19 protein-coding genes are annotated in these 19,771 nt (G+C 61.5%); 7 read left to right on the forward strand and 12 right to left on the reverse strand.

Annotation, left to right across the window (positions count from 1 at the left end):
- Positions 1-5 precede the first annotated feature (5 nt).
- A complete protein-coding gene (locus AC0J1C_RS17165; protein ID WP_473044974.1) occupies positions 6-1,532 on the reverse strand; it encodes a flavin-containing monooxygenase in 1,527 nt (508 codons plus the stop codon).
- A 213-nt stretch (positions 1,533-1,745) separates the two neighbouring features.
- On the opposite strand from AC0J1C_RS17165, the gene AC0J1C_RS17170 reads away from it, so the two are divergent.
- Entirely contained in the window at positions 1,746-2,615 is an 870-nt protein-coding gene (locus AC0J1C_RS17170) for a carbohydrate kinase family protein (protein ID WP_473044975.1), read from the forward strand.
- 7 nt (positions 2,616-2,622) lie between these two features.
- On the opposite strand, the gene AC0J1C_RS17175 is transcribed toward AC0J1C_RS17170, so the two are convergent.
- Positions 2,623-3,171: a YgjV family protein gene (locus AC0J1C_RS17175; RefSeq protein WP_473044976.1), complete on the reverse strand. Its 549-nt coding sequence runs from the start codon at positions 3,169-3,171 to the stop codon at positions 2,623-2,625.
- Between the two features lie 118 nt (positions 3,172-3,289).
- Here AC0J1C_RS17175 and AC0J1C_RS17180 point away from each other — a divergent pair, with 118 nt between their 5' ends.
- Complete coding sequence (locus tag AC0J1C_RS17180) at positions 3,290-4,324, forward strand: histone deacetylase family protein (RefSeq protein ID WP_473044977.1); 1,035 nt, start codon at positions 3,290-3,292, stop codon at positions 4,322-4,324.
- A gap of 1 nt (position 4,325) precedes the next feature.
- On the opposite strand, the gene rlmE is transcribed toward AC0J1C_RS17180, so the two are convergent.
- A complete protein-coding gene (gene rlmE / locus AC0J1C_RS17185; RefSeq protein WP_473044978.1) occupies positions 4,326-4,946 on the reverse strand; it encodes a 23S rRNA (uridine(2552)-2'-O)-methyltransferase RlmE in 621 nt (206 codons plus the stop codon).
- A gap of 156 nt (positions 4,947-5,102) precedes the next feature.
- Here rlmE and AC0J1C_RS17190 point away from each other — a divergent pair, with 156 nt between their 5' ends.
- The gene (locus AC0J1C_RS17190; protein WP_473044979.1) at positions 5,103-5,831 is read left to right on the forward strand and encodes a TrmH family RNA methyltransferase; all 729 of its coding nucleotides are present in this window, start codon (positions 5,103-5,105) and stop codon (positions 5,829-5,831) included.
- Between the two features lie 115 nt (positions 5,832-5,946).
- Positions 5,947-6,615 carry a transglutaminase-like domain-containing protein gene (locus AC0J1C_RS17195; protein ID WP_473044980.1) on the forward strand — a complete coding sequence of 223 codons (669 nt, stop codon included), beginning with the start codon at positions 5,947-5,949 and terminating at the stop codon, positions 6,613-6,615.
- A 77-nt stretch (positions 6,616-6,692) separates the two neighbouring features.
- Here AC0J1C_RS17195 and AC0J1C_RS17200 read toward each other — a convergent pair whose 3' ends face one another.
- Together AC0J1C_RS17200 and ahpF are read right to left on the reverse strand one after the other, a co-directional pair.
- Positions 6,693-7,424 carry a hypothetical protein gene (locus AC0J1C_RS17200; RefSeq protein ID WP_473044981.1) on the reverse strand — a complete coding sequence of 244 codons (732 nt, stop codon included), beginning with the start codon at positions 7,422-7,424 and terminating at the stop codon, positions 6,693-6,695.
- A gap of 179 nt (positions 7,425-7,603) precedes the next feature.
- The gene (ahpF, locus tag AC0J1C_RS17205; protein WP_473044982.1) at positions 7,604-9,190 is read right to left on the reverse strand and encodes an alkyl hydroperoxide reductase subunit F; all 1,587 of its coding nucleotides are present in this window, start codon (positions 9,188-9,190) and stop codon (positions 7,604-7,606) included.
- Between the two features lie 257 nt (positions 9,191-9,447).
- Between ahpF and AC0J1C_RS17210 the strand changes: the two genes are divergently transcribed.
- Entirely contained in the window at positions 9,448-10,179 is a 732-nt protein-coding gene (locus tag AC0J1C_RS17210; RefSeq protein WP_473044983.1) for a DUF3581 family protein, read from the forward strand.
- Between the two features lie 4 nt (positions 10,180-10,183).
- A complete protein-coding gene (locus tag AC0J1C_RS17215) occupies positions 10,184-10,663 on the forward strand; it encodes a redoxin family protein (protein WP_473044984.1) in 480 nt (159 codons plus the stop codon).
- 75 nt (positions 10,664-10,738) lie between these two features.
- Here AC0J1C_RS17215 and ahpC read toward each other — a convergent pair whose 3' ends face one another.
- From ahpC to AC0J1C_RS17250, 7 genes are all read right to left on the reverse strand, one after another.
- Positions 10,739-11,302 carry an alkyl hydroperoxide reductase subunit C gene (ahpC, locus tag AC0J1C_RS17220; protein WP_091989094.1) on the reverse strand — a complete coding sequence of 188 codons (564 nt, stop codon included), beginning with the start codon at positions 11,300-11,302 and terminating at the stop codon, positions 10,739-10,741.
- 180 nt (positions 11,303-11,482) lie between these two features.
- A complete protein-coding gene (locus AC0J1C_RS17225) occupies positions 11,483-12,700 on the reverse strand; it encodes a BCCT family transporter (RefSeq protein WP_473044985.1) in 1,218 nt (405 codons plus the stop codon).
- Positions 12,701-12,913: 213 nt separating this feature from the next.
- Positions 12,914-14,599 carry a choline dehydrogenase gene (gene betA, locus AC0J1C_RS17230; RefSeq protein WP_473044986.1) on the reverse strand — a complete coding sequence of 562 codons (1,686 nt, stop codon included), beginning with the start codon at positions 14,597-14,599 and terminating at the stop codon, positions 12,914-12,916.
- Between the two features lie 160 nt (positions 14,600-14,759).
- Positions 14,760-16,229 (reverse strand): betaine-aldehyde dehydrogenase, encoded by a 1,470-nt coding sequence (gene betB / locus AC0J1C_RS17235; RefSeq protein ID WP_473044987.1) that lies wholly within the window; start codon positions 16,227-16,229, stop codon positions 14,760-14,762.
- A gap of 61 nt (positions 16,230-16,290) precedes the next feature.
- Positions 16,291-16,896, reverse strand: coding sequence for a transcriptional regulator BetI (gene betI, locus AC0J1C_RS17240; RefSeq protein WP_473044988.1), 606 nt, complete (start codon positions 16,894-16,896; stop codon positions 16,291-16,293).
- 188 nt (positions 16,897-17,084) lie between these two features.
- Positions 17,085-17,813 (reverse strand): hypothetical protein, encoded by a 729-nt coding sequence (locus AC0J1C_RS17245; protein ID WP_473044989.1) that lies wholly within the window; start codon positions 17,811-17,813, stop codon positions 17,085-17,087.
- On the reverse strand, positions 17,810-18,301 hold the full coding sequence (locus tag AC0J1C_RS17250; protein ID WP_473044990.1) for an RNA polymerase sigma factor: 492 nt from the start codon (positions 18,299-18,301) through the stop codon (positions 17,810-17,812). The genes AC0J1C_RS17245 and AC0J1C_RS17250 overlap by 4 nt, the downstream gene beginning before the upstream one ends.
- A gap of 128 nt (positions 18,302-18,429) precedes the next feature.
- On the opposite strand from AC0J1C_RS17250, the gene AC0J1C_RS17255 reads away from it, so the two are divergent.
- Complete coding sequence (locus tag AC0J1C_RS17255) at positions 18,430-19,761, forward strand: S8 family serine peptidase (protein WP_473044991.1); 1,332 nt, start codon at positions 18,430-18,432, stop codon at positions 19,759-19,761.
- Positions 19,762-19,771 lie beyond the last annotated feature (10 nt).

Raw genomic sequence — 19,771 nt, forward strand, 5'->3', positions numbered from 1 at the left:
CCGGCTCAGGCTCCGAACAGGGCCGAGCGCAGGGGCTTCAGGAACCCGCCGGTGTCACGGCTGCTGGCGTGGGTGCGTTTGCCGTCGAACTCCAGATAACCGTCCTCGATTGGCTCGAACCGCAGGATTTTCACGTCCTCAAGGTAGTTCTGTGACGATCGCCAGGGCCCGTGGGTGCCCTGGCGGGGCAGCCGGTCCGCGGCGCGGCGAATGTAGCCGGAGTTGAGTGAGCCCAGCACCGTCTCCTCGCCCCGACTGTTCTCGAGATCCCGGGCCGCCACCATTCGGTAGCCCCGCTTGTCCATCAGGTTCATCAGCCGGCACAGGTACTCGGCGGCAATGTCCACCTTCAGGGTCCAGGAAATATTGGTGTAGCCGAAGATCATGCCGGCGTTGGGCACGCCCTCCACCATCACGTTCTTGTAGATGACCTTGTCTTTCATCACCACCTCCTGGCCGTCCACGGTCGGCCTGATGCCTCCCAGCATCTGGATCTCCAGGCCAGTGGCCGGGATGATGATGTCAGCCGCCAGCTCCTCGCCGGATTTCAGGCGGATGCCGGTTTCGGTAAAGCGCTCGATATGATCGGTGGCGATGGAGGCCTTACCCGACTTGATCGCCTGGAACAGATCGCCGTCCTTGACCACGCACAGGCGCTGGTCCCACGGGTTGTAGTCGGGAGTAAAGTGGCGCATGTCGGCCTTGCCCTGGACCTGCCGCTTGATAATCCCCAGGAACAGCTTCCGCATGAACTGGGGGCTCTTACGCGATCGCTGGTACAGGAACCGTGAGATGGAAATGTTGCGGGCCCGGGTCAGCCGGTAGGCGGCTTTTTCTGGCAGCACTTTCTGCAGCGCCAGGGTGATTTTGTCCGTTGAGGGCAATGGCATCAGGTAGGTCGGTGAGCGCTGCAGCATGGTCACGTGGGCTGCCTTTTCGGCCATGGTTGGCACCAGGGTGATGGCGGTGGCGCCACTGCCGATGACCACCACCTTCTTGCCGGTGTAATCCAGATCCTCCGGCCAGTGCTGGGGATGCACAATCTGGCCGCGGAAATCGCTTTCACCCGGAAAATCAGGCTTATAGCCCTGGTCGTAGTTGTAATAGCCGGTACAGCCGACCATGAAGCTGGCGGTGTAGTGCTCGGTCTCTCCGGTGACCTCGTTCAGGGCTGTGAGCTTCCAGCACTTGTCGACGCTCGACCAGTCTGCACTTTTCACGGCCAGGCCATAGCGGATATGACGCTCCACATCGTGTTCCCGGGCGGTTTCGGCCACGTAGTTCTTGATCGACGCGCCGTCGGCCAGCACCTTGCCACCGGTCCAGGGGCGGAAGTTATAGCCAAAGGTGAACATGTCGGAATCCGAGCGAATACCCGGGTAACGGAACAGATCCCAGGTGCCGCCCAGGGACTGGCGCCGTTCCAGAATGGCAAAGGACTTGCCGGGACACTCGCGCTTGAGGTGACACGCCATGCCGATGCCGGAAACGCCGGCGCCGATGATCAGAACATCGAAGTGCTGGTTGCTCATACCTGTCCTCTGGAATTACTGTCCGCTTTTTATCATTGATGGTGTGGTTTCAAGATAGCCCAGGGGTGGCTGCGCGGAAATTGGCCAGAACGGACACCGGCACCGGTTGTTTCAGCCAGTCGCTACCAGGCAGAGGCGTAGGGCGAGGGAGGATCACGACGCCAGCCGCCGGGCCCAGAATGATGCAATACCAGCCATAGGGAAGAAATCCAGATGACACAACCGGTCCTGATTCTCGGGGGCGCATCCCTCGATACCATCATTCACCTGGCGCAGCTGCCCGAGCCACGCCCCCAGACCCTCTGGCCCCGGGAAAGCTACCGGGCCGTCGGCAGTACCGGTGCCGGCAAGAGCCTGAACCTGGCGGCGCTCGGCCAGCCCGTGGTGTTCCATACCCTGCTCGGCCAGGATCCGGAGGCTGGGCAGATTCGTGATGCCCTCCGCCACCGGCAAATCCACCTGCTGGCGGAGGAAACCCGGGCGCCAACCGAGCAGCACGTGAACCTGATGGCGGCAGACGGCAAACGCCTTTCGCTGTTCGTCCAGCCGCCGCCAGAACCTCCTGAGGTCAACTGGGCGCCGGTACAGGAAGCGCTGGCCGGCTGTTCTCTGGCGGTGGTCAATATCCTGGGCTACGTGCGCTCCGCCCTGCCCTGGCTGGTTGAGGCCGGCGTGCCGATCTGGACCGACCTGCACGATTACGACGGCCGCAAGCCTTATCACGAACCGTTCATCGAGGCCGCGAACGCGGTGTTCCTGTCCAGCGACAACCTGCCGGACTATCGCAGCACCATGGAACGGCTGATCGAACGTGGTAAGGCCTTTGTGGTCTGCACCCACGGATCGAAGGGCGCCTCCTTGCTGACCAAAGACGGGCAATGGTTCGAGCAGCCCGTGGTGCCCGTGGCCGAGGTGGTCGACACCAATGGGGCAGGCGATGCGTTTTTCAGTGGTTTCCTGTACCGGTACCTGGCAGGCGCCGACTGGCCGGAGTGCCTGCGGGCGGCGGCGATCTGCGGGGCGCTGTGTGTGACCAGTCGGGCCCTGGCCTCTCCCGGGTTAAGTCCGGACCGGCTGGGGTAGAGCGGGATCAGCGGCCCGGTGAAAAGTCCGGGTACTTTTTCTGCAGCCGGTACAGGCGGATGATGGTGATGAGGTTGGTAACCAGCACCATGCCCTCGGCCAGGGTGCCGCCCACGGAGCCGATCACGATGTTGTTCAGCATCCAGCACAGGGCCGCCAGCCCGAGCACGATGCGCAGGGGAATGCCGCGGAGCATGAACATGGCCACCGTGCCGAAGACCGCGGCGGCCAGGGGAAACACGTCGGTGGGCGATTTCCAGGTGAACCAGGCCACCACCAGGTTGACTGCCAGCATCGCCAGCATGATCGGCCAGTTGCCCTGGTATTTGCGGGCCAGGGTAATGCGCACGATCACCAGCACGGTGAGGGCCGAGGCGGTCCAGCTCTCGAAGAACGCGAACATCAGGGCAAAGGCCACGTTGGCGGAGATCAGCAGCACCAGCAGCCGGTCGTCGTTCTTGTTGGCAAAGCCGGCGATACAGAACGCCAACGCCACCAGGCCGCATATCTGGCCCAGTGTTTCCGCCAGGGTCAGTTCCGTGAGCAGCTCTATCATGGTTCACCGGTGTTGCGTGCCATTGCGGTAATCCCTTGTCCCTGTTTACGCTCCCAGCCTGCCACACTTGCCGGTATTGAGCCACGAGGCCCCCGGAACACTCAGCAAGGACCCGACTATGAAAACCGTTTTCTCGCCCCTGCACAGCCGCCGCCATGTAAAAACCGAACTGGACGGCGGCCTGCTGATCGAACCCCACGAGAAGCCCTCCCGGGCGGAAACCATTCTGGCGCGGGTGAAGGACCAGGGGCTCGGTGAGATCCTTGAGCCGGAAGAGTTCGGCCTTGGGCCAGTCCAGCGGGTGCACACCGCCGACTATGTGGCCTTTCTCGAGACCTGCTGGCAGGACTGGCAGGCAGCCGGCAAGCCGGGCGAGGCCATTCCCGCCGTGTGGGCCGGGCGTGGCATGCGCCACCGGATGCCCAAAGACATCGACGGCCGGCTAGGCTATTACAGTTTTGCCGCGGAAACCTCCATCTCCGACGGCACCTGGGAAGCAGCCCGGGCCTCCGCCAACGTCGCCCTAACCGCCCAGAAACTGGTGGCAGGGGGCGAGCGCGCCGCCTTTGCCCTGTGCCGCCCCCCGGGCCACCACGCCCATGCCGACCTGTTCGGGGGCTACTGTTTCTTCAACAACGCGGCCATCGTGGCCCAGGCCTTCCGGGACCAGGGGTATGGCCGGGTGGCCGTGCTGGATGTGGATTTTCACCACGGCAACGGCACCCAGGCCATCTTTTACCAGCGCAACGACGTGCTGACCCTCAGCCTGCACGGCGACCCGGACCTGGTATTTCCGCATTTCCTGGGGTTTGAGGACGAGACCGGCGAGGGCGACGGGGAGGGCTACAATCTGAACATCGTCTACCCGCCCAACACGCCCTACAGCGTCTGGAGCCAGGGCCTGGAAACCGCCTGTGAGCGAATCGCCACGTTCCAGCCGGACGCCCTGGTAGTGGCGCTGGGCGTCGATACCTTCGAGGACGACCCGATTTCCTTCTTCAAGCTGACCTCCGGCGACTATCTGACCCTGGGCGAGCGCCTGGCCCGGCTCGGGCTGCCTACAGTGTTCACCATGGAGGGCGGCTACGATGTCGACGCCATCGGCGTGAATGCGGTGAATGTGATGGAGGGGTTTGACCGGGCCGCCGGCTGACTCAGCCCTTGAAGCCCTTGCCCAGAATGTAGACTTCCCGGGACCGTGCCCGGGAGGAATCGGGCTTGCGCACCACCACCTTGTCGAATACGGCGCGCACCGATTTCAGGTACTCGTCGTAGCCCTCGCCCTGGAACACCTTGGCCAGGAAGCTGCCTTTGGGCTTGAGCACCTGGCTGGCCATATCCAGGGCCAGCTCCACGAGGTACATGGAGGCGGCCTGGTCGGCCACGGTCACGCCGCTGATGTTTGGCGCCATGTCGGAGATCACCACGTCCACCGGGTCGTCGCCGAGGGTGGCCATCAGGGCGTCGAACACGTCGTTCTCGGTGAAGTCGCCCTGGATGAATTCGACTCCGGCAATGGCGTCCATGGGCAGGATATCCGAGGCCACCACCCGGCCCTTGTGGCCCACCAGGTTGGCCGCCACCTGGGACCAGCCGCCGGGCGCCGAGCCCAGGTCCACCACCACCATGCCGGGCTGAATCAACCGGTCTTTCTTGTTGATTTCCAGGAGCTTGTAGCTGGCACGGGAGCGGTAGCCGTCCACCTGCGCCTGTTTCACGAAGGGGTCGTTAACGTGCTCTTCCAGCCAGCGGTTACTGCTTTTGGATCGGGCCATTGGGTCTCTTCAGATCGGGGAATACGTGAGGTTAATTGTACGTGGCGCGCGGGGAAGCGGCAAAATCCTGACAACCGGGTCGGCCACACGTACAATTCCGCCAGCTTCCGGTGATTTCTGCCACCGACCACGCCCACACGACGGGAGACTGGCCCTGTGAACCTCGCCGACATCAAAAAGCTGCACCAGAAAAAGTACCGGCAGTCGTTCGGTCATTACCTGGTGGAAGGCGAGCACCTGATCCTGGAGCTGCAGAAAGCGGCGGCCCGGGAAACTGCCCTCAAGGCTTCGGAACTTTACGTCACCCGTGCCTATGAGCACTGGCAGAGCCCATTCCGAACCCATGTCATCAGCGACCGCCAGATGGCCCAGCTGGCCGACACCCGAACACCGCAGGGGATTCTGGCGGTAGTCCCCATGCCGGAACGACCGGCCGGATTGGTACCCGGGGAAAAAGCGATTTATCTGCATGAGGTTCAGGACCCCGGCAACCTGGGAACCATACTGCGCACTCTGGCCTGGTTCGGCGGTTTCCGGTGCCTGCTAAGCCCGGGCAGTGTCGACCCCTTCAACCCGAAGGTGGTGCGTGCCAGCATGGGCGCGCTCTTTCACGTGCCTCTTGAAACCGACATTAATCTGGCCAGCCTTGCCGACCGCTACCAGAGCCTTGCCTGCCTGGACCTCAATGGCAGTTCGATGACATCGCAGGCTTTCCGCCAGCACGACTGTTATCTGTTTGGTAACGAAGCCCGGGGTGTGCCGCGCGAAGCTCTCGACCATCTGAAGGCATCGCCCTACAGCATTCAAGGCGAGGGCCAGATCGAATCCCTGAACCTGGCATCGGCGGTGAATATGTGCACCTACGAATTAATGCGGGACCGTTAAGCTGCAAAGCTCACGATCTGAGCAGATTCGGCAATGTTTCTGGCGGATCCCGCCATTGCCTCCCGGGTGCGGATTGCGCAGGATCAGGAACTGATCAAAAGACCGGACCACGATTATGCAACGCTACCTCCAGCCCACCGACTTCTTCGACTACGAGCACCCCGACGTGCAAGCCTGGATGGAATCCCGGCTGGAAGGCGTGCCCGAAGACCCGGTAGAACAGGTCAAAGCGCTCTACCTGGCGGTGCGCGATGGCATCAGTTACAACCCCTACGTGTTCCAGACCGACGCCCACACCTTCAGCGCCAGCTACGCGCTGAAAAGCGGCGAAACCTACTGCATTCCCAAGGCGGTACTGCTGGGCGCCGCCGCCCGCTCCCTGGGCATTCCCAGCCGGCTGGGCCTGGCCGATGTCCGCAACCATCTCTCCAGCCCCAGGCTGATCGAATGGCTGCGTTCGGATATCTTCCGGATGCACGGCTACATCGAGCTGTTTCTCAACGACCGGTGGGTAAAAGCCACGCCGGCCTTCAATCGCCAGCTGTGCGAACTGATGAAGGTGGCGCCGCTGGAGTTTGATGGCGTGCACGACTCCATGTTCCAGGAATACACCGAGGAAGGTGAGGCCCACATGGAGTACGTCAACGACCACGGTCTGTTCGACGACGTGCCCCACGATTTCATCGTCTCGGGCGTGCGGGACGCCTATGGCCACCTGTTCAACGATCAGGAGGTCCGGGACAGCGGCCACCGCAGCCTGGAGCAGGAAATTCCGGGGTCTTGAGGGCTTTTTCTTGGGCTTGAGGGCTTTCTTTTCGGCTCGAAGGCTATTTTTTGGGTGCTAGAGGGCTCTTTTCGGCGCTAGAAATCCAGATACAGGCTTCCAGCCAGTTGCCGGTATACGCCGGCCTCTTTCAACGCCTTCAAGCGGGCCGACAGGCGGTTCAGGAACTGCCGGTTGGCGTCGGTGTTGTGGCAGGTCAGGCGATCGTAACTTTCGAGCAGGGGCGCTTGCGGATCGTAGCTGAGGTTGTCCAGTAATGGCCGCACATCCGGCACGGCAGCGATCATGGCGTCGAATCTCTGATGCTCAAGCATGGCCAGGTTCTGGGCATCGCTCTTGGACCAGATCACGTTCAGGTCCCGGCCTTCCAGAACCTTGTCCAGATAGACCTCGTGGCCAATCACTGCGCCCACGGCTTTATCCTCAAGCTGCGACAGATCGCTCACCGGAGCTTCATCCCCGGGTGTGAACAGAAAGTAGCTGAACTTGCCAAGCGGGAAACTCGCAATCACCGCGTCTTCGCCAAGCCGGCGCTTCAGAACGTCCGTGAAGGAATAGATACAGTCAGCACCGCCCTCTTCGAACACCAGCATGGCCCGCTTGTAGGGATAGAAGCGTTCGGTCACCGCCACATCAAGCCCTGCGAGAGCCCTGTGCAGGATTTTCTGGTACACACCGTCCCGATCATCTGTCAGCAGGCTGGTGATGTCCGGCACCGCGATGCGGACCACCGGCTCTGCCATCGCAGTCGCGCTGAGAAGGCTGGCGCTGAAAAAGAGAATCTGCAGTGAATAACGGAAAGCTTTCATGACTCGCTTATCGGTCCATGACGACGCACTAATGGTTATTTTCTATACAGGTTTCACAGTATGACGCGCTTGCTTTCACGGGGCCAGAAAAACCTTGTTAAATGTGTGGTTTTAACACAAAAAAGGGCACCGGATCGCTCCGGTGCCCTGCTCTCTCATCAGGCGGCTGTTCTTTGGATTTACGCCGCTTCGTCTTCGCTTTCTTCCACGGAGTTGCGGATCAGGAAATCAAAGGCGCTCAGTGCCGCCTTGGAACCCTCACCCATGGAGATCACGATCTGCTTGTAAGGCACGGTGGTGGCATCGCCGGCCGCGAAAACACCCGGAATGGAGGTCTCGTTGCGGTCGTTGACGATGATCTCGCCGTGCTGGCTCAGCTCGATGTCGCCCTTCAGCCATTCGGTGTTGGGCACCAGCCCGATCTGGACAAAGACCCCTTCCAGGGCGACGTGATGAGACTCACCGCTGTTGCGATCGGTGTAGTTCAGGCCGCTCACCTTGCCGTTCTCACCGGTGATCTCGGTGGTCTGGCCGGAGGTGATGATCTCCACGTTCTTCAGGCTGCGCAGTTTCTTCTGCAACACCTCGTCGGCGCGCATCTCGGCACCGAACTCGATCAGCGTCACGTGGCCGACAATACCGGCCAGGTCGATGGCCGCTTCCACGCCGGAGTTGCCGCCGCCAATCACCGCCACCCGCTTGCCCTTGAACAGCGGGCCGTCACAGTGCGGGCAGTAGGCCACGCCCTTGTTCCGGTATTCCGCCTCGCCAGGCACGCCCAGCTGGCGCCAGCGGGCACCGGTGGACAACACCAGGCTGCGGGCCTTGAGGGTCGCGCCGTTCTCCAGGCGAACTTGGTGCGGCTGGCCCGGGCGGGAAGCGGGAATCAGCTTCTCGGCGCGCTGCATGTTCATAATGTCCACGTCGTATTCCTTGACGTGCTGCTCCATGGCCGCCACCAGTTTCGGGCCCTCGGTGTAGGGCACGGAAATCAGGTTCTCGATGCCCATGGTGTCTGCCACCTGGCCACCGAAACGCTCGGCGGCGATACCGGTGGCAATGCCTTTCCGGGCCGCGTAGATGGCGGCCGAGGCGCCCGCCGGGCCGCCACCGATCACCAGCACCTCAAAGGTGTCTTTCTGGTTGATCTTTTCGGCATCCTTCTCGCTGGAGCTGGTGTCCAGCTTGGCCACGATTTCTTCCAGCGTCATCCGGCCCTGGCCCCAGGGTTCACCGTTCATGTACACACTGGGTACGGCCATGACTTCCCGCTGCTCCACTTCGTCCTGGAACAGGGCACCGTCGATGGACGTGTGCTTGATGTTCGGGTTCAGCACGCTCATCAGGTTCAGGGCCTGAACCACGTCCGGGCAGTTCTGGCAGGACAGGGAGAAGTAGGTCTCGAACTCGAACTTGCCCTCCAGGGACTGAATCTGCTCAATCACGTCCTGGGAGGCCTTGGACGGGTGGCCACCCACCTGCAGCAGGGCCAACACCAAGGAGGTGAACTCGTGGCCCATGGGGATGCCGGCGAAGCGCACACCAATCTCGGTACCAACACGGTTGATGGCAAAGGAGGGACGACGCACGTCTTCGGCCTCTTCCGTGCGCAGGCTGATTTTCGGGGACATCGGCTCCAGCTCTTCCAGCAGCGCACGCAGTTCCTGTGACTTCTTGCTGTCGTCGTAGGCTGCCACCAGCTCAATGGGCTGCTGTAACTTCTCCATATACGCCTTCAGTTGCTCCTTGATGTTGGCATCCAACATGTTCGCGCTTCTCCTTTATGTGTTAATGGCAAGTATTTGAATTGAATAGGGGTTATTTAAAAGTTGGCGCAACGATACGGCCTGCCAAAAAAAGGCTCAAATTAATTGCCACAAATAGATTAATAGGGCATCTCTATATAACTTGATCCCACGTATCAGGCGCTTGACCAATAGCGCATATGCCCCCGCCGGATGCCGCAGTATCATGGTGTCAGACTGACGTAACATCATTCTTCGGCACTCAGAATAGGCAACGCATGTTTCTAGACCGTTTCCACTCCGTCCAGGACGGACGCATCGTTATTTCAGCGCGCCAGGCCAGCCAGTTCGCCAAGGAGATCGCCGGGGATTTCAACCCCATCCACGATCCCGACGCCCGCCGCTTCTGCGTGCCGGGCGACCTGCTGTTCGCCCTGGTGCTGGCCCGCTACGGACTGTCGGAGCAAATGACGTTCCGCTTCCGCAGCCTGCTCGGCGAAAACGTGCCTCTGCACTTTGTGGAAACCGAGGGCGGCCTGGAAATCCGGGATGACGCCGACAAGGTATATATCGAAGTAGACCGCAGCGGCGCCACCACCCGGGAAGAAGGCCTGATTGAGGACATCACCCGGGCCTATGTGTCGGCTTCCGGCAAGAACTTCCCGCACACCTTGAAACCTTTAATGGAGTCGAACGGGGTCATGTTCAATCCCGATCGCCCCATGGTGATGTACGAGAGCATGAGCCTGGCCCTCGACAGCCTTGAGCTGCCCTCGCCGGGACTGGAGCTGCACAACGCCAGCCTGGACGCCGCCGGCAAACGCGGCAATGTGCTGCTGGAGTACCGCCTGATGGCCGATAACCGGCCCATGGGCGAGGTAACCAAGCGACTGGTGCTCAGCGGTCTGCGCCCTTACTGTCCGGACGCGATGGCCGGGGTGATCGAGGAGTTCTATCGTCTCAAGGCCCGCGGCGCGGACTATTTCAACAACGACAACAACGGAGACTAACGCAATGCCGATTCAGCCAGGCGATGCCCTGCCCGATATCGAACTTCAGGTGATGGGCGCCAAAGGCCCGGAAAAGGTCCGCACCCGAGACCTCTTTGCCGGCAAGAAAGCCGTGCTGTTTGCCGTCCCCGGCGCCTTCACTCCCACCTGCTCTGCGGCCCATCTGCCGGGATTCGTGGTGAATGCCGACAAGCTGCGTGCCAAGGGTGTGGATGCCATTGTCTGCACGTCCGTCAACGATGCCTTCGTGATGGACGCCTGGGGCAAGGCCCACAACGCCGAGGAGATCGTGATGCTGGCCGACGGCCTGGGCGAATTTGCCAAAGCCCTGGACCTGACCCAGGACCGCACGGCCAACGGCATGGGCATCCGCAGCCAGCGCTACGCGATGATCGTGAACGACGGCAAGGTGGAGCTGCTGAACGTGGATCCCCAGGGCCTGGACCAGACCAGCGCCGAGACCATCCTTGAAGCCCTCCAGTAAGCGCGGGTTCCCACAGACGCAAAAAACCCCGGAAATTCCGGGGTTTTTTGTGGATAAGCGTCTCCGTAGAGAGGCTTAGATCTTGCCAACCAGATCCAGGGAGGGAGCCAGGGTCTCTTCGCCTTCCTTCCACTTGGCCGGGCATACTTCGCCCGGGTGCTTGCGCACGTACTGGGCAGCCTTGATCTTGCGCAGCAGGTCGTCGGCGTCACGGCCGATGCCTTCGGCGGTGATCTCAACGGCCTGGATGATGCCGTCCGGATCGATCACGAATGTGGCGCGGTCTGCCAGGCCCTGGCCTTCACGCATCACACCGAAGTTGTTGGTGATGGTGCCGGTCTGGTCGCCCACCATGTAGTACTGGATCTTGCCGATGGTCTCGGAAGTATCGTGCCACGCCTTGTGGGTGAAGTGGGTGTCGGTGGACACAGAGAACACTTCCACGCCCAGCTTCTGCAGCTCCTCGTACTTGTCAGCCACGTCGCCCAGCTCGGTGGGGCAGACGAAGGTGAAGTCGGCCGGATAGAAGAAAAAGACAGCCCACTTACCTTTTACGTCGGCTTCGCTGATTTCAACGAACTCGCCGTTCTTGAAAGCAGTGGCGTTAAACGGCTTGATCTCGCTGTTGATGATGCCCATCTAAAGATATCTCCTTTTTAGTGGATTTCTAAGTCGATGAATTTACGGCGCATAAAGTACGGATAATGATGGCGCGGATAAAATTGATAATTCCCAAACCACAGATAGGGAAAGCCTATGGCAACCCCTTCTTCCAATCCGGGGTCGGGAAATTCCTGCCCGCGCCTTATTCATGGGGCCTTAACCGGCAAGTTCAATCTTTCGGAAATCCAGAATATTTTCCTTCGGTGACGCTTTGATGGCAGCCACGGCCTCCCGTTTGCGAGCGAGGATATACACAAAGCAGGCAAAGTAGAGAGCGATGACCAGGGCGCCCACCCACTGAATGCGCAGAAAGTCCAGCTGGAACAGCATGGTCAGCCCGATCATGGCCACCAGGTTGAAGATCACGTAGTTGACCCGGCCAAGCCGCTGCGCGGTCAGGTTCAGGTTATCGGTGTACAGGCGGATCAGGGAATCCAGCGAATTGACCACCATCAACACGCCCACCGAGATCATCGCGATGTTGGTAAAGGCGGCAATCTTCAGGCCCTCGGCGTGGTAATAGTAGAGCACGCTGAACCACACCCCGATGGCAATGGACGGCACCACCAGCATGGCAATCAGCAGCTGCCAGGTCTTTATGCCGCTGACAAACCGGGCGGTGAACTGGCCAATCATGATGCTCCAGGCAAACCACCAGAACAGGTAGAAGGCGTGGTAGTCATTGATCGGCAGCACGAAGTGATGAATGTTGGCGAAGTATTCCCCCAGCATACCGGCGGTGCCGAAGAAATCGGCGGGAGAGCCCTTGCCCATGACAAACGCCCGGAACCACATGCCCACAATCAGGGCAATGAACAGAATGCTGGAGCCAATGGATAAAATACGCACATACTTGATCTTCGAGCTCGAGTACACCGCCAGCGCGATGGACAGGAACACAATCACATAGAACGCCGGCACCACTGATTCCCCGTCGCCCAGCTGCGGCAGGTACCAGGGCAGGTTCACCAACAACAGGTAGGCGGTGAAGGCACAGGTGCCAATGATCACCACGTTGTTCACCAGCTTGACCAGTGGAATCTCGAAGAATTTGACCCGCGGTTCGATGATGGCGAAGTAGAAGCAGGTCAGGAAATAGAATCCCCAGATCAGGAACGCCCAGAAGCCGAATTCAATGGCCAGGGGGTTGGCAAAACCGTATTCCGGACTGGCTGAAAGGTCGCCGTAGCCACCGAACTCGGTGAGCGGGAACATGATCAGCCCCACATCCAGGCCGGAGGTAAACAGGATGGCAATAAACGTCAGCGTACGCACCGGCGTTACGCCGATGCACTGCATGTCCCACCATTTGTACAGAATCAGGGCAATGGCGGCGAAGGTAAAAATGAGTCCTGTGGATAACCAGAGTGTCATGCGCTGCACCTCCGGTTGTTTGTCATCATTATAGTGAACAGCATGGGTGTTCCTCCTCTACTTTGTAAGCGCTGCTTCTTTCGAATCGGACACAAACCCAGGACTTGCCTATCTGGCGCCCGAAAACGGCGGGATGCCGTCGCGCTGATAGGGAAATCCTGAGGGCTTGCAAAACCCCGGGCGCCTTGCACGCCCGGGCGGGATGACAACGCGCTAGGCGAGCGCGCGTTTTGCCTGTCCCGGTCGCTGGCGTGCCTGCCACTGGTCGTCCATCACCACAGGTTTGCCAGACGGTTGCAGGGGCTCCCTGCCCCGGATCAGATCGGCCGCCCGCTCGGCCACCATGATGGTGGGCGCGTTCAGGTTGCCGTTGGGTATAGTGGGGAAGATGGACGAATCCACCACCCGCAGATTCTGGATGCCATGTACCCGGGTATCCGGGCCCACCACCGCCCGCTCGTCGGTGCCCATCTTGCAGGAGCAGGAGGGGTGATAGGCGCTCTCCACCGCCTGGCGCACGAAGGCATCGATTTCCTCGTCGCTCTGGACGTCGGCGCCGGGCTGGATTTCCGCGCCCCGGTACTCATCCATGGCCGGCTGGTTGATGATTTCCCGGGTCAGGCGCACGCAATCCCGGAAGCCTTCGCGATCGGCTTCTTGTTCCAGGTAGTTGAAGCGGATGCGCGGTGCCTGCTTGGGATCAGCGGACTGTACATGCACGAAGCCACGGCTTTTCGGCTTGTTGTGGCCAATGTGCAGCTGGAAGCCGTCGCCATCGAAGGCTTCCTTGCCGTCGTAGCGCATGGCCGCCGGCAGGAAATGGTATTGCAGGTCGGGCCACTCGACGCCCGCCCTGGAGCGGATAAAGCCGCAGGACTCGAAGTGGTTGGTGGCACCCAGGCCGTCCTTGCGCAGGATCCACCGCACGCCGATCTTGAGCTTGTTCCACCAGTCCAGCTTGCCGTTGAGCGACACCGGTTGCTTGCAGCGGAACTGGAAGTAGAACTCCAGGTGGTCCTGCAGGTTCTCACCGACGCCCGGCAGCTCGTGCTTTACCTCGATACCGGCGGGCTCCAGCACGTCGCGCCGGCCAATCCCGGACAGTTGCAGCAGATGGGGTGACCCGATCGAACCGGCCGACAGGATAACCTCGCCTGCGGCCTCTGCCTCGTGCACCTTGCCACCCTGCTCGTACCGCACGCCGGTGGCGGTTTTACCCTCCAGTAAGACCTTGTGCACCAGAGCATGGGTGACCACGGTCAGGTTCGGGCGGTCCATGGCCGGGCGCAGATAGGCGTTGGCGGTGGACCAGCGCCGGCCATTTTTCACCGTCATATGCATGGCACCGAAGCCTTCCTGCCGGGCGCCGTTGTAATCGTCGGTTTCCAGATATCCGGCATCCACACCCGCCCGAATAAAAGCCTTGTACAGCGGGTTGCGCATGTTGTTGCCGTTGTTGACGCCCAGCGGGCCGCTATCGCCCCGGTAATCGTCGCCGCCAAAGGCCCATTGCTCGGCCTTTTTGAAATACGGCAACACGTTCTGGTAACCCCAGCCGGAAGCACCTTCGCTTTCCCACTCGTCAAAATCACGGGCGTGACCGCGCACATACACCATGCCGTTGATGGAGGACGAGCCGCCCAGCACCTTGCCCCTGGGGCAGTGCATGCGGCGGTTGTCCAGGTAGGGCTCCGGCTCGGTCTCGAACTGCCAGGCGTACTTCTTGGTGTTCATGGGAATGGACAGGGCAGTGGGCATCTGGATGAAGATGCTCTTGTCGCTGCCGCCGGTTTCCAGCAGCAGCACCCGCTTGTCGCTATCCTCCGTGAGGCGGTTGGCCAGCACACAGCCGGCCGAGCCCGCGCCCACAATGATGTAGTCGTATCGGTTTTCTGTCATACGCAATCCTCTTTTCACTCAGCAGCCGCCAGAAAGGTTCTGATGTGCTGAAATGCAAGGCGCCCGGAACGCAGAAAGCGAGGCTTACCTGTGGGTAGGTGAGCTTTCGAGTACCGCGCAACGCTGCAGTTCAGTGCAGCAGGGCCTTTGTGGTGGCTGCTCAAAACGGGGCATCGATGTCCTGCATGCCCACGTACACCGACTTGATCTGGGTGTAATGAGCAATGGTCTCGCGCCCGTTTTCCCGGCCAATGCCGGAGAGTTTGTAGCCGCCCACCGGCATTTCCGCCGGCGAGGCGCCGTAGCTGTTGATCCAGCAGATACCGGCCTGAATCTGGTGAATCACCCGGTGCGCCCGGCGGATGTCGTTGGTGAAGACGCCGGCGGCCAGGCCGGTGTCGGTGTTGTTGACCCGGGCGATCACCTCGTCTTCATCACGGAAGGTGAGCACGGACATCACCGGCCCGAAGATTTCTTCCTTCACGATGGTCATGTCGTCGGTGCAGTCGGTGAAGATGGTCGGCTCCACAAAGTAGCCACCTTTCGAGTCGTCCGGCTCGAAGGCCCGGCCGCCATGGCTCAGGGTGGCGCCCTCAGCCAGGCCTTTGGCGATGTAATCCAGCACCAGCTGCTGGTGCTTTCTGGAGATCAGCGCACCGAAGTTGGTGGCCGGGTTCATCGGGTCCCCCGCCTGAATGTTGTTGCGGGTGCGCTCCAGCAGTCGCTCGATAAAGCGCGGGTAGAGGTCCTCATGCACAAACACCCGGGTGCCGTTGGTGCAGATCTCACCCTGGGTGTAGAAGTTGCCCACCATGGCGGCGGAAATGGCATTCTCCAGGTCGGCGTCGTCAAAGATGATCAACGGGGACTTGCCCCCCAGTTCCATGGTCACGTCTTTCAGCGACGACGCCGCCGCCGCCATCACCTTCTTGCCGGTGGCCACCTCACCGGTGAACGACACCTTGGCAATCTCCGGGTGATGGGTCAGCCACTGGCCCACCTCGGCCGCACCCTGAACCACGTTGAACACGCCTGCCGGCACACCCGCTTCGATGAAGATTTCCGCCAGCTTGATCGCGCCCATGGGGGTTTCCTCGGACGGCTTGAAGATCATGGCGTTGCCACAGGCCAGCGCCGGCGCGGATTTCCAGCAGGCGATCTGGATGGGGTAGTTCCAGGCGCCGATGCCCGCGCAGATGCCCAGCGGCTCCCGGCGCGTGTAGTAGAAATCGCCGCCCAGGTCTTGCTGATTGCCTTCGATGGACGGCGCCAGGCCAGCGAAGAACTCGATGGCGTCGGCACCGGTGACCACGTCCACCGCCTCCGCTTCCTGCCAGGGCTTGCCGGTGTCGCGCACTTCCACGGCGGCCAGCTCGTCGTTGCGCTGCCTCAACAGAGCCACGGCGTTAAGCAGAATCCGGCTGCGCTCGATGGCGGCCATCCCGGACCATTCGACAAAACCGGCCCGGGCGCTTTCAATGGCCGCCTGCTGCACGGCCTCATCTGCCATTTCCACCTCGTAGATCACCTGGCCGGTGGCCGGATTCACCACCGGGAAGGTTTCACCGGTGCTGTTGGCCAGGAACCGGCCGTGGACAAAGTTCTGAATAACGGGAACGGATGCAGACATGGTCAGTGCTTACCTCGATTCGATGTCTTCGGGCCTTGTGGGCCGCTGAATTCGTGCGTGCTCAGGCGGTGACCCGAGCCTGTGTGCCGGTGATGGTCTCGTGGACAAACTGTTTGCACAGCCGCTCGCCGGCTTCGAAGCTTTCCGCCGGGTCCAGACTCAGGGCGCTGCGCAGCCAGAAGCCATCAATCATGGCGGCGGTCTGGCGGGCGGCCTCGGTGGCGGCTTCGGGCGCGAGCACCTGGGCGAAGGAATAGCGCAGATTGCTATACAGCCGGGCGTTGTTGATCTGCTGCAGTCGCTTCAGCCCGGGCTCATGCATGGAGCGGGCCCAGAAACTGAGCCAGGTCTTCGCCGCCAGCGCCGAGCGCTGGAACTCGGAAAAATTCGACTCGATGATGCAGTTCAGCCGCTGCTCGGGCGAACCGTCGGTTTTCGCCATGCGCTCCCGAAGCTCCTTGCCCAGCTGGTCCAGCAGGTACCTCAACGCCGCCTCGATCAGCCCCTGCTTGCCTCCGAAGTAATGGCTGATGATGCCGGAGGACAGCCCCGCCCGCTTGCTGATGCTCACGATGGTGGTGTTCTGCATGCCCAGCTCGGCGATGGAGGCCATGGTGGCCTCGATCAGCTGCTGTCGGCGAGTGTCTTTCATTCCTACTTTTGGCATGGCGGTTTCATGTATTCCCAATGATTTCCGTGTCGAAAACAGGTACTGATGTCAGCCTTTTTTATTAATTGAACGTTCAATTAAAATAAAGCCTATAGAAAAGGCGTTTGGGTTTCAACTTTGGACAGAAAGTAAACAGACAAGAGCCACCTCCAGGGCGAAGCGGCCACGACACCAGCATCAACGCATCAGTACACGGCGTCAGACCAGCGCTCCATCAGTGCCTGTTCTTCCTGTCGCCCCAGCGGAGGACCGGCCATCAATCGATCAAGCGTGCTGTCGAGCACGCTGCCACCGCTGGCGGTCTGATAGCTGTCCAAAACAGGGCCGGCCTGGACATCGACTTTCGCCACCTGCTCCCAGTTGCCGGCACCGGTACGGCAGGCAATCTGTTCCGAGGCATGGTCAGGCCACTGCACGAGGTACTGCCGGCACCAGTCACCCGCCTGGTTCCGGAAGGTCAGTCTCGGCGTCACGGTGGTGTCGTCAATGGCATGGGGCTCGCCGCTGGGACGAGTCTCCAGGGCCTGTGCCACCTCCGCCCAGCGGGCCTCTTCGCCAGAGCCCGGAACGGCCAGCCACTGGGCGAGTGCAAACCCGGCAATCACACCCGCGGCGACGGCTTTGCCGGTGTGCTCACGCACCCGGCGCCACCAGGGGAAGGCAATGACGTTGTCCGGCTCGCCGCCTGCGCGTGCGGGCGGCTCATTCGCCAGCAACCGGTTAACCGCCTCCGGCATCGGCCGGTCATCGATCTCGCCATAACGGGCCTGCAGTTGGGCGTCGACCGATGCCAGCTCCGCCAGGCGATCGGCCAGCGCCGGGTCGGCCGCCAGCTGGTCACGCACCGCCTGCATTTCCGCCTCGGGCAGCTCACGGTCCAGGAAGGCAGACAGGGTCTCGTCGGTTATGTTCATGATCCGGTCCTCATGGTTACAGGCGCCAACGCCTCGCTCAGTGCCGCCCTCGCCCGGGCCAGCCGGCTCATTACCGTGCCCTTGCGCACCGAGAGGATTTCCGCAACGGCCTGGTAGGAGAAACCCTGGATGGCCACCAGGGAAATGATCTGGCGCTGATCCTCTGGCAGCGTTGCCATGGCCGCATCTACCCGACTCCACTCGATCTCGCGGGCCGTCTGGTGCTCGCCATCGACGACCTGGCCATCGGAGAGCTCCGGCTGTTCTGTTGCCTCCCGGCGAACCTTTCGGGCCCGGCACTCGTCTATCCAGACATTCCGGCAGACCCGGAACGCCCACTTGGTGAGGTCTGCATCCTCCGGCATGTCCCGGGCCAGCAACCGTTCCACGGTATTCTGGAGCAAATCGTCGGCATCGGGCATGGAGCCGGTTAGCGAGTAGGCAAAGCGTCTGAGCCTGGGCAAAAGTTCGGTGATTTCCTGTTGCATAGCGCTCTTCGCTGATAGGTGTTACCAGTAAAACGAGCCAGAAACCGTTTTATTCCATGAAAGAACGGAATTTTTTCCCGACCCGGTCGTTGTATCGAATGAAACACTTCCGAATCTGGACAGACACGATGACGCACTTCCGAAAGATCCATTGGCTCCCCGCGCTCGCCCTGGCCTCGCTCGCCACCCCGGTGCTGGCACTGGGTACCGGCAGTGTGCTGGACGGGGCGGCCGGGCCCGTCACCCGACAGGTGGAGCAGAGCGCAGAACGCCTCGTGGAACGCAGGCTGTCCCGACAGGTCGAGGACCGGGTGAAAGCCGCGCCTGATACCGTGCGGAACCCGCTTGAAAGCCTGCCGCCAGAGCTTCCCGTTCTGACGGAACAGGGCGAAGTGGCGTTCACCGATGTGGCCGTCGAGGATGGCTGGCGCGCGGTGGAGCGTCAGTGGCTGTTTACCGGCACCGAGCAGGAAATTGACCGGCTCGACCGGGCCGGCATTACGCTGCTCGAGCGTCAGGAACTGAGCGGAGTAGGTTTGAACCTCGTCCGCTTCCGGGTATCACCGGAGCTGGACTCCCGGGAAGCATTGCGGGCAATCCTGCCGGGACTTGCAGACCGGCTGGACCGAAACCACATCTATAGCCCGCAGGCCGACGGGGCGTCGGAGCCGCAGGGTCAGTCACCTCAGTGGCAAAGCCTGTGTTCCGCCCCGGTCCGGGTCGGGATGGTGGATACCGCGATTGCCACCGACCATCCGGCATTCCGGCAGGCGCGCGTGGTGCAATCCCGTTTTCTGGACGTCGACGGAACCAGGGGCCAGCTAGCAGCGCCCCGCGCCCACGGTACCGCCGTCGCGGGCCTGATGGTGGGCGAGTTCAGCGGCGAGGCGCCGGCCCGCCTGCCCGGTGCCACGCTGTTCAATGCGTCCGTGTTCTTCGACCGGAACCGGGATCTGTCCGGTGCCAGCCTGGGCCACCTTCTGGAGGGCCTGAACTGGCTGTCAGAGCGGGATATTTCGGTTCTGAACATCAGCCTGACCGGGCCGGATAACCGGGTGCTGGCGACGGTTATCCGCAACCTGCTGGATCGTGGCATTGTGCTGGTGGCGGCCGTGGGCAACCAGGGACCGGCAGCACCGCCACTGTATCCGGCAGCCTATCCCGGGGTCATCGGTGTCACCGCGGTGGACGACTCGAATGAGCTCTATCGGTGGGCCAATCGTGGCGAGCAGGTGATGTTTGCAGCGCGGGGGGTATTGGTTCCGGTCGCCGCTCCGGAGGGTGGCCTGGCATCTGACAGCGGCACCTCCCTGGCGGCACCGGTGGTCACGGCGGCCCTGGCCTGCCGGCTTCGTGATGCTTCTGCCGAACAGGCGATCAAGGCACTTATCGGGATAGCCCGGGACCTCGGCGAACCTGGCCGTGACCAGAGTTTCGGTCACGGCCTGCTGGAGTACTGAGCCTTACGGG

The sequence above is a fragment of the Marinobacter sp. E2 genome (assembly GCF_055755345.1).